The organism is Noviherbaspirillum malthae, from assembly GCF_015352985.1.
Classification (GTDB): Bacteria; Pseudomonadota; Gammaproteobacteria; order Burkholderiales; family Burkholderiaceae_D; genus Noviherbaspirillum; species Noviherbaspirillum malthae.
Genome location: NZ_JACYXF010000033.1, coordinates 1 through 12513 on the forward strand (window position 1 = coordinate 1; position 12513 = coordinate 12513).

Genomic DNA, 12513 nt, shown 5'->3' on the forward strand with positions numbered 1-12513 from the left:
GGCTCATGTCCTGCTGGCAGGCCTGTTCGGACGCGCGCCCACCACCAGAGCTCGCCGCGCTCTTAGCCTTCCTTACGTCGGGCTGCGGCATTAACCTCTATCTCCGGATTTAACAAAGTACCGCTAGAGCGTTTTCCTGTCGAGTTGCACCATCAAAGGAACTGCATTCAGAACCGGCTCAAAGAAGTCGGCCCGGCCCTCACGGCTAAGCGGAGGCTGTTATGGCATGGCATCTTGCTCAGACCTGAAGGCGATATTTGCGCGAACGGAAACGAATTCGCGATGCAGCGTCATGCACTTGTGCCAATCCCGAGTCATAACATGCCATGAGATCACGTCTTTTTCCGCGTGCCCGCTTTGCGCTCGTCATCCATAGCCCCGCCCCGAACTCCTGATCTGCAACCTCGGTCTTGCCAGACGAAAAAATCGATTGTTTTCATCCGTCACGTTATGCCTTGGGATTGGTATTAGTCGAGCTTGATGTTGGCTTGCTTGGCAACCGACTGCCAGCGGGCGATCTCTTCATTCAGGAACTTCGAGAATGCCTCCGGTCCTGCTGGCAATGGGTCGATGTACGATGTCGCCAGCTTGGCCTTGACATCGGGCAGTACGAGCACTTTCGCGATCGCTGCATTCACTTGCTGCAGGACGTTGGCCGGCGTCTTTGCGGGTGCAAGCACACCATACCAGGCGCTTCCAACGATTCCCGAAACACTTTCGGAGATCGTCTGCACCTGCGGCAGCTTGGGGCTGCGTGCCGGGCTGGCAATAGCGAGCACCTTCAGCCGCTTCTGCTCGATAAACGGCATGGCGGCCGGCATGGAGTTGATCACCAGCGGAATCTGACCGCCGACCGCATCGGTGAGCGCCGCGCCGCCGCCCTTGTAAGGCACATGCACCAGATCAATCCCGGACTTGAGCTTCAACATTTCCGACAGCAGATGGGCCACCGATCCCGAGCCGCCGGTGCCCACGGCCGAACCGTTCACGCGATCGCGCGGCAACGCAAGCATCTCCTTGAGCGAGTTGGCCGGAAAGGATGGATTCGCCACCAGCAATTGCGGCGACGAACCGATGAGGGTAATCGGCACAAAGTCCTTGCTTGTGTCGAATGCAATCTTCGGCTGTACCGCGGGATTCGTGGCATGCGCCGTGTCCGTGATGAGCAGCGTATAACCATCTGCGTCACTCTTGGCGACGGCGCCCGCTCCGATCATCGAGTTGGCCCCGGGCTTGTTTTCAACGATGACGGTCCAGCCCATGGTTTCCGTCAATTTTTGCGCCACCATGCGGGCGACCATATCGGCGCCGCCGCCGGGTGAATACGGACTGATGATCCGGATCGGGCGACCGGGATAATTGTTGGCATATACAGGGCTCGCCATGTAGCTGGCGGTGATCGCGGCAGAAGCAGCGAGAAAGTCGCGACGAGAGAAGTGAGTCATGGTCAAAGCTCCTAATGTTCCATCGTTGGAAATAACGATCGTTCCGGGTGCAACATGGTCAGGCTCGATTCCGCCTAAAGCAGCCGCGAGTCTTCTCGCAGGGGCCAAACGGCTTCAATGCGGTTGCCGCGTACGCCGTAAATGCACCGATGCAGGTGGATCGTGGTGTCGGCGTAACCGGGCACCAGGGCAATCCTCTCGCCTACGCGCGGCGTATCCGAAGGCGTGCTCAATTCAATCTTTCCGTGCTCCGCGGAGAAGCTGACCGACTCCACCTGCGACAAAAGGATTGGCAAAGGCGTGCCGGCGTCCGTACTGAGCGCCTTTTTTCCGGCGTCTACCACGATGCGCCGAGAGGTAGGTCGGCTCGTTACCGTCGCCAGGATGACGAGGGCGTAATCCAGGTCAACGTGATACCTGGTGCTGTACCGGACATCGCCGAAGATGCCGCCTCCTGCCTCAATCTCCGTTACGCCGGGAAGACGGCATGCCGTTTGATAAGTCCCTGTGCCGCTGCAGCTAACGATTCGAACGGGCATGCCGGCACTCCTGCACCTGTCGGCAGATTCGGTCAGCAAGCCGAGCGCATCTCGGATCGCCGCCTCCTTGGCTTCCGGCGGGACGATCTGCGTGGTATGCCCTTCCCATGTCATTACGCCTGCGAAATCAAGGCCCGGCAGCTCGACCAGCGATCTGGCAAGTTCAACGACCGGTTCTCCGGGAAGCACGCCGGCTCGACGGGTGCCGGTGTCCACCTCAATCAGTACCCTCAGTCGACAACCAGCACGGAGCGCCGCGTCGCTCAGTACCCTGGCGTTATCAACGTTGTCCACACATACGGCCACGTCCACCCGACTGCGCAGCGCCACGAGCCGCTCGATTTTGGCGGGCGCCGTAATCTGGTTAGCGATGAGAATGTCCTGAATGCCGGCATCGGCCATCACGACTGCCTCGGACAGTTTTGCGCACGTGACGCCGAGCGCGCCCCGCTCGATCAGGAGCCGCGCCAACTCACCGCTTTTGTGCGGCTTGCAGTGCGGCCGCCATCCAACGTTCGCCTCCCTGCAGGCCGTAGTGATTCGCTCGATGTTGCTGTCAAATAAGTCAAGGTCGACTACCAAGGCTGGAGTGTCCAGCGTGTCAAGTACGCTTGCGCCGAGTACTGCCGGCAATTTAGGTTGGCAGGCCAATGCACGCTCCCAAAGAAAGGATTGCGCCAAGTGTATATTCGCACTAAAAAACTCAAACAGAAAGAAAGTGCAGGCAAGGCAATAGAAGCGCATTTCCTCATGCATCTTTCCAGTGCATCCTTTACGGCGGAGAGTGGCGGTTGTGCTCAAAAAAGAGGATTTTATGTATTTATGTACTCTTAAATACGTAATGCGCGTTCGATTACGTCGTTCGGCCGGTATCGAATTGCGTGATCGTCCCGCGCGGCAACTGCTCTTGAACCTGGATATGCGTTTTCGCTAGAGACTGCGGGTAACTGAAAGGTGCATAATTCGCTCGCACCACAAAGAAAGGATGTCAATGTCATCGGGAATGCTTACGGTCGGACAGAACAAGACCCTCAAGGAAATCGTGCGCTATGTCTGCGAACGCCAACTGCTGGCTGGCGACAGGCTGCTCGAGACGGTGCTCGCCGAAGTCACCGGCACTTCCCGCACACCGGTGCGTGTGGTGCTGGACTACCTCGTAAACGAAGGAGTCGCGACCTATGAGAAAAGCAAGGGGTACACCTTGGCCGTGGACGCAGGCTCCATCCCCGAAGCGGTACTCGACCGGCTTCGCCAGCCGGAAGATCCTCTCTACCTCCAGCTTGCAGAAGCGCGCCTGAACGGCGACATCGCCGGATCGATGACCGAGTCCGACCTGATGCGCAAGCTCGGTGCCACGCGCTCGGGAATACGGAGAGTCGTCACGATTGCACAGCGAGAAGGATGGGCAGTCAAGGAGGCGGGGTACGGGGTGCGCTTCCTGCCGATCATTGACAACCAGGACGCCTATGACGACATGTATCGGCTCCGTCTTGCACTCGAGCCGGCTGGAATCCTCAGTCCCCGGTTCAGGCCGAACATTGTGCAACTGCGTGCCTTGCGCAAGGAGCAGGAAGCCATTCTCAAAGGCGGCCACAACGTCATCTCTGCCTCGGACCGGTTCGAGTCCAATGCGCGTTTCCATGAAACGATCCTGTCATGGTCACATAACCAGCTTGCGTTACAGATATTGAGAAATCTGTACCAGATGCGCCGGCTGGCTGAGTATCGCCAAGAGAAGCAAGCCCAGCCGCGACAAGTGCATGTCACCGACGATCACCTGCAAATCCTCGACGCCATTGAACAAGGAGATACGATCTCGGCAGCAAGTTTGCTTCGCCGGCATATCTCCGAGGCGATTGAAAACAAGGTGGCCACGGTTAAATTGACCAGTTCTCCCCAGACGCTCGGGATGGCGTCCACCGAGACCGAAAGAGCGGAAATTAAACCGGACGCTTCGAAAAGACAGCGTTGAGTATCAGTAACCGCGCGGGCTGTGGGCTGTGGACTGTGGCAAATAATCCTCCGGATGCGGTCGGCAGACGAGCGATCCCTCCCCCTGCCATTCTGGAAAATTGCCGTGCTTGGAAGGCGGTGAGAAGCTCTTGAAATTGCTCGGACCTAGATCTGGATAGGTCGCGAGCATGCGGCATCATGCAGCAGTTGACCAAAGCCTTAACCAAAGGATCAGCTACGCCTCCCATCAGGGAGTGACTTGCTTTATATGTAAATAACGAGAATCTGAAAGGCTTTTCGTTCTCGAAATCGGGCCTGTTTGGCGGACCTTAAGAAAGAGAGCTTGCATTCCGAAAATCCCTTCGGAGACGGAAATCCGGCGCAAAACCGGCCCAGCGGCAGAGCGATGACGTGATGGCGTCATATGCAAAAACCGCAGGTGAAAAAACAACGGCCACCCGAAGGCGGCCGTCGCATGCGAGATTCTCTTTATAGCCACTCCAGGCTGCGGCCATCGAGGCCGGTGCTGCGCTTTTTCACTCGCTTGGCGCAGTATCTCGCATCATAACCGCACCGGCGGTTACTTGACCGAGAAGCGCGCGTTCACCGCTTTCTTGTCGGCGAAGGTAATCGCCGCAATCGCTTTGCTTCCCTTCGCCAGTTTTGCATCGTCCTTGGTAGTCAGGGTATTGCTGCCTGCGGGCTCAAGCGCCACTTCCGTCTTCTCGGTTCCGTTCAGGACGGTCAGCTTGCCGCTTGCGCCCGCCGTGTCGACCGGCTTGCCATGGTCATTCACATAGACGATCGCCTTGCCATCCTTGTTGACCAGCTCGAAGCTCATGTCGTTTGCGGTGCTGACGACCCCGCCATGCTTGGGCTTGTCACCATGCGCGAACACGTTGCCCGAGAGTGCCATTGTCATTGCCGCGAGGGCCAGTAGTTTCTTCATCGCTTTCTCCATAGGTGCAGCGGCTCGGTATGGGCGCCGCCGCAAATGCCCATTGTCAATACGCTTCCTTCGCCTCGCCGGCGATGATCGCTTCCAGCGGCTTGCGGCCTACCAGCCAGAAGATCAACGGTGTCAGCAGCGAGTCGAGAATCGTTGAGCTGACCAGACCGCCGAAGATGACCACCGCAACCGGATGCAGGATTTCCTTGCCGGGTGCATCGGCTGCCAGCAGCAGCGGCGCCAGCGCAAAAGCCGCGACCAGTGCCGTCATCAGCACCGGCGTGAGCCTTTCCAGCGAGCCGCGGATAATCATCGCCTGACTGAACGCCTCGCCTTCGAATTTGCAAAGGTTGATGTAGTGACTGACCTTCAGGATGCCGTTGCGCGTGGCGATGCCCGCCAGCGTAATGAAGCCGACCATCGAGGCAACCGACAGCGACACCCCGGCAATCCACATCGCAATCACGCTTCCGATCAGGGCAAACGGGATATTCCCCATGATGACCAGGGCAAGGATGCCGGATTTGTAGCGGGAGTACAGCACCAGGAAAATCATCGCCAGCGAGATCAGGGACAAGCCGACGATCAACCTGGTTGCTTGTTCCTGCGCCTGGAACTGGCCCTCGATGCTGATGAAGTAACTGGCGGGAAGCGGTGTTGCCGCGATCGCCTTGCGCACATCGGCAATGATGCGCGACATGTCGGAACCATCCGTATTGCCATACACCACAATGCGCCTGCGGCCGTTCTCGCGACCGATCTGGTTGGGCCCGTCGCCTTCTTCCACCGCCGCGACTGCCGATAACGGGATGCGGCCAGCCGGGCTGTCCAGCATTGTCCTCGACAGATCCTGCGGCGAGCGGCTTTGGTCAGGCAGCCGCACCATCAAGTCAAAGCGGCGCGGACCGTCAACGACCTGGGTCGCCCGTGCTCCCTCGGACAGCGTCTGCAGCGATGTCAGGATCTGGCCCGGCGTCAGCCCGTACTGTGCGGCTTTCCGGTAGTCCACCCGCACCTTGATCTGCGGGATCAGTACCTGCCGCTCCACTGACAAGTCGACCAGTCCCGGCACATTTGCCAGGCGCCCACGAAGCCCTTCAGCCAGGCCACGCAAGGTGTCAATGTCGTCGCCATAGATTTTCAGGGCAATCTGCGCACGGACACCGGACAGCAAATGGTCAAGACGATGGGAGATCGGCTGGCCGATTGCGATGGAACCAGGGATCACGGCAAGGCGGGAGCGAATGTCTGCCATGATTGCCTCGCGATCCCGATCCGAACGCTTCAGGTCGACGTCGATTTCAGCCGAATGAACACCTTCCGCATGCTCATCCAGCTCGGCACGTCCCGTCCGGCGTCCAACCTTGGTCACTTCCGGTACTTCCCGTATCAGCGTTTCCGCCAATGACCCCATGCGGTTGGCTTCTGCAAGCGACGTTCCGGGCGTGAATGTCATGCCCATCACCAGCGAACCTTCGTTGAACGGCGGCAAGAACGCTCGCGGGAAGAACGGCACGCTCGCCGCCGCCACGATGACCGCGATCCCGGCAACGGCAAGGATCCCTTTCGCGCGCGGGAAAGACCATTCCAGCGCACGGGTATCCCAGGCCTTGAGGCGACGCACAAGCGGACTGTCGCCATGCGCAAGCTGCTTCATGTTGGGCAGCATGAAGTACGACAAGACCGGCGTGACCGTCATCGAAACCAGCATCGACGCCAGGATCGAGACAATGTAGGCAATCCCGAGCGGTGCAAACAGGCGCCCCTCGATGCCGGGAAGGGCAAACAGCGGCACGAACACCAGTACGACAATGATCGTCGCGTAGACGATGCCGGAGCGCACCTCTACCGACGCCTGCCAGATGATTTCCAGTACCGAAGGTGCATTGTCGTCGCTGCGTCTTTGCTTCAATCGTCTCAGGATGTTTTCCACGTCGACCACCGCGTCATCCACCAGCTCGCCGATGGCAATGGCAAGGCCGCCCAATGTCATCACGTTGATGGACTGCCCCAGCAGATGGAATGCCAGCGCCGTCACGGCCAGCGAAAGCGGAATGGCAATCAACGATATCGCCGTTGTGCGGAAGTTGAGCAGGAACGCAAACAGGATGATGGCGACCAGGATTGCGCCGTCCCGCAATGCTTCGACCACATTGTTGATCGACGCTTCGATGAAGTCAGCCTGGCGGAACAATACCTCGGGAGCCGACAAACCCGCAGGCAGGCCCTGCTTCAGCTCGCCCAGCGCATTTTCGATTTCCCGCGTCAGCTTGACGGTGTCGGCGGCCGGCTGCTTCTGGACGCTGACAATCACCGCCGGCTTGCCGTTCATGCCGGCGTCGCCGCGTTTGAACGCAGGCGCATACCGTACCGAAGCCACCTGTTCAAGCAGCACCGGAGCGCCGCCGCGGTAGGCCACTGCCAGCCCTTTGACGTCATCCAGCCGGTTCGTGCGTCCGAGGTTGCGGATCAGATATTCGCGGCTGTTGAGGTCGATGAATCCGCCGCTGGTATTGGCGGCAAATCCCTTGACGGAGGCCTCGACCTGGTCGAGCGTCACATTGAACTGGGCCATGCGGGCGGTATCGGGCTCAACGCGCAACTGCCGGACTTCTCCGCCGATCGGAATGACCTGGGAGACGCCGGGAATGGACAACAGGCGCGGCCGGAGCACGAAGTCGGCGTACTCGCGCGCCTGCATCGGATTGGCCTTCGAGACATCAATGGGCAGCGCAATCAGCATGATTTCGCCCATGATCGACGATACCGGCCCCATGATGGGTGTGATATTGCCCGGAAGCTGTTCCTTGACCAGAGTCAGGCGCTCTGAAACCAGCTGACGATTGCGGTAGATGTCGGTACCCCAGTCGAATTCGGCATAGACGATCGACAAGCCGACACCGGACACCGAGCGCACCCGCGTCACGCCCGGCATCCCGTTCAACGATGTCTCGATGGGAAACGACACCAGTTGCTCGACTTCTTCCGGTGCCATGCCGCCGGCCTCCGTCAGCACGGTGACCAGCGGCTTGTTCAAGTCCGGGAATACGTCCACCGGGGTGCGGGTCACCATCAGGGTGCCGTAGACCACGAGCAGCGCAGCGGCTGCCAGGATAAAGATCCTGTTGGCCAGGCTGAAACGAACTATCCAATTAAACATGCACTCGTTCCTACCTGATTTGGTTGATCAATGCTGTGCCGGATACCACCACCCGGTTTTCAGGACTGAGGCCCTTGACCACCACAACCGTTTTGGCGTCGAGCGGCTTGAACTCGACCGGCTGGGCAATGAAACGCTCGCTGCCGGACTTGATCCATACGATCGATTCGTTGTTCTGGTTGCGCACCACCGCCTCGGCAGGCAGCGCAATGCCCTTGACCTTGTCGGTCAGCTTGGCGACCACGGTCACCGGCTGGCCAACCGCCAGCGGGACGTTCTTGGCATTGGCGCGGAACGTGACAGGCAGTGCGCCGTCGCGCAGGCTGCGCGCGCTGCCCAGATAGGTCAGTTCGACCCCCTCGGATCCGGCAAGCGAGGCGTTCATGATGCGCCCGGCGAGGGAAACATCGGTGGTCACTGCTTCCACGATCATGCGGTTCGGATCGACAATCTCGAATAACACGTCACGCGTCTCGACAATCTGGCCGTTCAGCACATTTGCCGTGGCAACGATGCCGGAAGCCGGCGAGGTAATTGCTTCGTTGCCTGCGACGCTGCGCGAGACCGCGCGTTCACGGCCGGTAAGGCTGGCCAGCTCGGCGCGCGCGGCTTCGATCTCCTTTTGCGGGACCGTTCCCTCAAGGGATTCAAGTCGCTTCACCCGTTGTTCCGCCAGGCGCCGGCTTGACTGTATCTCCACCAGCTGCGCCTGCTGATTGCCTCGCTCGATGGCGCCCGCCGTGGGACGCAGGTGCAACAGAACCTGTCCTTTCTCCACGCGTTGTCCCGCGACCGGAAGCCCCTTCGGGCCCGGCTCGATACGACCGGCAAAGGGAGCCTGGACGCGGCCGCCGGCGTTCGGGTCGATGCCGACCCGGCCATTGAGCTCCACGGTCAGTGGATGCTCGGCTTCCTCCGCCATCAGGGTTCGGATGGACATCCGCCGTTGCGCCTGTTTGGGTACGTTGACGCTGCCGTCAGGCAGTCGTGCCAGTCCGGAAGCCGACGCGCCTCCGGGAGCATCCAGGTGTTCGCCATTCGGGCCGTGTGCCCCCGGCGCTGCAATCGATGCCGAGGACAGTACGCCGGCGGACAGCAAAACAAGCAGAAGGTGAGTGAGTTTCGTACGCATGGTTATTTTCCTGATTGGGATTTACGGCGCAGCATGGGAATGAGCATCGCAACCATCAGAATGCAAAGGAGAATTCCGCCGATGAGCCAGGTCTTCAGCGAATAAGCGTGACCATGGGAATCGCCATGCTCGCCCTCGTGCGAGCGTCCATGGCCGGCCTCCTCAGCCTTGACCTCCATCGTTCCTTCGAGAAGATCGGTTTCCTCGCCAGCGGCAAGGGTAAATACCAGTGAATGCTTGCCGGGCTTGGCCAGTGCTTGGAGGAACTTGGCGTCATCAACCGCATAGTCGCCATGGTCGGCGTGGAACCTGGCCGGCGCCTTCAGTCCGTTCAGTTCGACTTCCAGTGTGCCGTCCAGTACGGGCTCATTAGTCGCATAGCGGTCAATCAGGATGGACAGTTCATCGCCCTGCAGATGCCCGACCAGCTCGAACGTCTCGGTAAAGGTTTCGATGCGCGGCCCTGCATCGGTGTGTGCGTGACCACCCGGAGCATCGAGGTGCTCGCCGTTGGGGCCGTGTGCGCCCGGCGCGGCAACGGCAGCCGAGCCCAGCGCGAAATACAGGAAGAGACCAGAGATGAGTTTCATGGGAGGATTCCTAAAGCTTGATTCAGACGTGCGTGCGCAAGGCCCAGCGCAACCTTTTGCTGGCGTTCCGCGACCCCGGCTTCATGGGACAACGCCTGCGAGCGCAGCAAGTCAGCCAGGCCGCGCTCGCCTGCCTTGAACGCCTTTTCGATGAGTTCGGTATGTTGCCGGGTGAGCGAAGCACGCGATGAGGCGGCTTCCAGGGATCGCCAGGCTGCGTCCAGCTGCGCGCGGGCGAGGTCAATATCTTCATTCAACAGGACCTCGGCCTGCGCCGCTTCTGCAGTCGCAGTCTCGATCTGAGTGCGGGCGGCAGCTTCCAAGGGGCGATTGCGGGCGGCGGTCCCGAATGGAATCTGCACGGCAATGCCAATGCTGCGGCTGGCCGGGCCGGCAAGGTTATCTTGCTCGCGCCGCATTGATATGCCCACGATGGGTGGGTCGCTGCGCGTGCGGTTGACCACCTGAAAAGATGCTTGGGATCGCTGCAACGTGGTGCGTACCGCCGCAAGACGTGGATGGGGCTCGGCGATGTTGCCGGCAATCGGCTCGACGTCCAGCGCCGGGATTGACGGCTGACCGGTCAACACGCGGTAGCGTCCCAACGCTTCCTGCAGCTTTGCCTCTGCAGCGGCGACCGCGCCGCGGCTGGCCAACACTTCTTGCTGGGCGAGCATGCCGTCGGTACGCGCCAGGTCTCCCGCCTTCACTCGGCGCAACACTTCCTCGGCGATCGCTTCCAGGTGGCGTTGGTGGTCCTCGGCTTCGGAGAGCGATTCGTGGGCAGCAGCAACGGCCCAGAGGCGTTCACGCACCTCGCCAGCCAGTGCCAGCCGGGTCGCGGCGATCTGCGCCTCCAGATCGTCCGAGTTGCTTTGCGCGAGGGATTCCCGCGCCGCCTTTTGACCCGGCAGCCAAACCGGCGCGGCGACAGAAACCTCGGTTTCCCGAACGCCGTTCTGGTCGGTCCAGCGGTCGCTGCGCTGTGCCAGTCCTACCGTCGGCGAGCCGGCAACCCACGATTGCGCCGCTTCCCGGCCAGCCAGCGTTTCATCACGCCTTGCCTCCAGGGTGCGGGCTTGGGGCGAACGCTGCCATGCCGCATCAACGGCAGCTTTCAAGCCGGGAAATGCAGCTTGAGCCAATGCCATGGGCGCGGCCAGCGCCATGACGGAATACACACAACTACGGTAAATCCAGTAACGAGCACGCATGCCTTCTCCATTCGGTGTCCAGGAAAACTGGCCGAAGGCAGCCGCACCCCACGGGCGTTATGCCGCGCAGAAAGACGCAGGAATGGTCAAGGAGTGTGCAGAAATACCCTCGGCATGTCAGCCGAGGGCGGAAGGCGGTCGTTGCGGCCGCTCTGGTATCGGGTCCGGAATGTATTGCGCCAGTCGCGTCGGCGTCGCCGTGACGGACTCGAATGACAGCGGTGGCAGGCAGAGCGCAGGCAGACCGAATGCGGGTTGCGATGCGGAGTGCTCGGAAAAGTGCTTCGTCGACTCGCCGGAATCGTCGTAATGCACTGTGCCGTCGTCGCCATGGTGGTGACTCGTGCCTTGCAGATGCTCGGACTCGTGCGCGAGGTCGTAAGCCTGTCCCGCCGACAGCCAGCCACCCTGCACGGCAAAGCTATGCAAGGGCAACAACATCAGCAGGAAAATGCAGACAATGCGGCGCACGGTGGAGTGAAAGGCAAACAAGTGAGCGGATTATAACAAGGAACCCAAGCGATCCATGCACATCCGGAGTTGCGTATTTACATGTATCCACCTGACCATGAGCATTTCGGCCATCGGCCATCGGTCATCGGCGCCCTGTTATTCAGTGCTGGTGGCGATGGTGGATATCCGGGTAATGCTTGTGCGAATGCCGAAGTACCCCATGCGAGTGCGCGTGAACGTGGGGTTCGGTCCCGTCCCATTCAAAATCATGCTCGTGTTGATGATGTTCATCATGCCGATGCGCGTGCGTATGATCCATCGACTCATGGGTATGCTCGTGCTCGTGTGATTCCGTCAGATGCAGCCAGATTCCCGCGCCCATCAAGGCGGCCGCGACCCAAAACACCAGCCCCGGCGATTCGCCCAGCATGATGAGGGAAAGCGCCGCTCCGACAAAAGGCGCGGCGGAAAAGTAAGCGCCCGTTCTGGCCGTGCCGAGGTGGCGAAGCGCGAGCACGAACATCACCAGGCTCAGGCCATACCCGGACAATCCCACGACACCCGCGATCAGCGCGGTTCGGGTTTCCGGCAGTTCGTAGCCAAGAATGAAAGCCAGTCCCAGGTTCACGGAGCCGGCGACCAAGCCTTTGATGCCAGCGACCACGATGAGCACCATGCCGGCGAAGATTCGCTTGTCGAAATTTTCCTTGAAGACAAACCAGGCCAGCAACGCGGTGAGAACTCCCTCCATGTTGAGCAGAAGCGAAGCGGAAGACGCCGACGTCAGCGTCAGGCCCAGCATCAACAGCAATGGCCCGGCGATGCCGCCCGCGATGATGGCGCCGGCCAACCATGGTAAGTCCGGCATGGTCAGGAGCGCGATATCGGATTGCGGCCTGCTCTGCGTAACGACTTTTCAAAGGAAAAACCAGGTCAGCAGACCAATGCCGCTGCCTAGATACAGCAATCCGGCCAAGGTAACAGGTGCGAGCTGTCCGACGAGGGTCTTTGCAAATGGCGTACTGGCGCCAAAAAGAACCGCCGCCATCAAGGCATAAAAGACACCGCCGTGCATAGC

Annotated in this window: 9 protein-coding genes and 1 pseudogene; 1 reads left to right on the forward strand and 9 read right to left on the reverse strand. The window is 60.2% G+C overall.

Annotated elements, in window-relative coordinates:
• Positions 1 to 467 precede the first annotated feature (467 nt).
• Both IGW03_RS24540 and IGW03_RS24545 read right to left on the reverse strand, forming a co-directional pair.
• Positions 468 to 1445, reverse strand: coding sequence for a tripartite tricarboxylate transporter substrate binding protein (locus IGW03_RS24540; RefSeq protein WP_194725165.1), 978 nt, complete (start codon positions 1443 to 1445; stop codon positions 468 to 470).
• 74 nt (positions 1446 to 1519) lie between these two features.
• Positions 1520 to 2740 carry a DSD1 family PLP-dependent enzyme gene (locus IGW03_RS24545; RefSeq protein ID WP_194725166.1) on the reverse strand — a complete coding sequence of 407 codons (1221 nt, stop codon included), beginning with the start codon at positions 2738 to 2740 and terminating at the stop codon, positions 1520 to 1522.
• Positions 2741 to 3026: 286 nt separating this feature from the next.
• Between IGW03_RS24545 and IGW03_RS24550 the strand changes: the two genes are divergently transcribed.
• Complete coding sequence (locus IGW03_RS24550) at positions 3027 to 3956, forward strand: GntR family transcriptional regulator (RefSeq protein ID WP_194725167.1); 930 nt, start codon at positions 3027 to 3029, stop codon at positions 3954 to 3956.
• Positions 3957 to 4517: 561 nt separating this feature from the next.
• Here the strand turns inward: IGW03_RS24550 and IGW03_RS24555 are convergent.
• From IGW03_RS24555 to IGW03_RS24585, 7 genes and pseudogenes are all read right to left on the reverse strand, one after another.
• The gene (locus IGW03_RS24555; RefSeq protein ID WP_194725168.1) at positions 4518 to 4886 is read right to left on the reverse strand and encodes a hypothetical protein; all 369 of its coding nucleotides are present in this window, start codon (positions 4884 to 4886) and stop codon (positions 4518 to 4520) included.
• A gap of 55 nt (positions 4887 to 4941) precedes the next feature.
• Positions 4942 to 8046, reverse strand: coding sequence for an efflux RND transporter permease subunit (locus IGW03_RS24560; protein ID WP_194725169.1), 3105 nt, complete (start codon positions 8044 to 8046; stop codon positions 4942 to 4944).
• A 10-nt stretch (positions 8047 to 8056) separates the two neighbouring features.
• On the reverse strand, positions 8057 to 9178 hold the full coding sequence (locus IGW03_RS24565; protein ID WP_194725170.1) for an efflux RND transporter periplasmic adaptor subunit: 1122 nt from the start codon (positions 9176 to 9178) through the stop codon (positions 8057 to 8059).
• A gap of 2 nt (positions 9179 to 9180) precedes the next feature.
• Complete coding sequence (locus tag IGW03_RS24570) at positions 9181 to 9768, reverse strand: hypothetical protein (protein WP_194725171.1); 588 nt, start codon at positions 9766 to 9768, stop codon at positions 9181 to 9183.
• A complete protein-coding gene (locus IGW03_RS24575) occupies positions 9765 to 10982 on the reverse strand; it encodes a TolC family protein (protein ID WP_194725172.1) in 1218 nt (405 codons plus the stop codon). The genes IGW03_RS24570 and IGW03_RS24575 overlap by 4 nt, the downstream gene beginning before the upstream one ends.
• A 117-nt stretch (positions 10983 to 11099) precedes the next feature.
• Positions 11100 to 11474, reverse strand: coding sequence for a hypothetical protein (locus IGW03_RS24580; RefSeq protein WP_194725173.1), 375 nt, complete (start codon positions 11472 to 11474; stop codon positions 11100 to 11102).
• Positions 11475 to 11595: 121 nt separating this feature from the next.
• Positions 11596 to 12510: pseudogene (locus IGW03_RS24585) on the reverse strand (DMT family transporter).
• Positions 12511 to 12513: the final 3 nt, after the last annotated feature.

Coding starts and splice junctions, on each gene's coding strand:
- IGW03_RS24575 (WP_194725172.1), bottom strand. CDS start 10,982: ATGCGTGCTCGTTACTGGATTTACCGTAGTTGTGTGTATTCCGTCATG.
- IGW03_RS24565 (WP_194725170.1), bottom strand. CDS start 9,178: ATGCGTACGAAACTCACTCACCTTCTGCTTGTTTTGCTGTCCGCCGGC.
- IGW03_RS24545 (WP_194725166.1), bottom strand. CDS start 2,740: ATGCATGAGGAAATGCGCTTCTATTGCCTTGCCTGCACTTTCTTTCTG.
- IGW03_RS24570 (WP_194725171.1), bottom strand. CDS start 9,768: ATGAAACTCATCTCTGGTCTCTTCCTGTATTTCGCGCTGGGCTCGGCT.
- IGW03_RS24555 (WP_194725168.1), bottom strand. CDS start 4,886: ATGAAGAAACTACTGGCCCTCGCGGCAATGACAATGGCACTCTCGGGC.
- IGW03_RS24540 (WP_194725165.1), bottom strand. CDS start 1,445: ATGACTCACTTCTCTCGTCGCGACTTTCTCGCTGCTTCTGCCGCGATC.
- IGW03_RS24560 (WP_194725169.1), bottom strand. CDS start 8,046: ATGTTTAATTGGATAGTTCGTTTCAGCCTGGCCAACAGGATCTTTATC.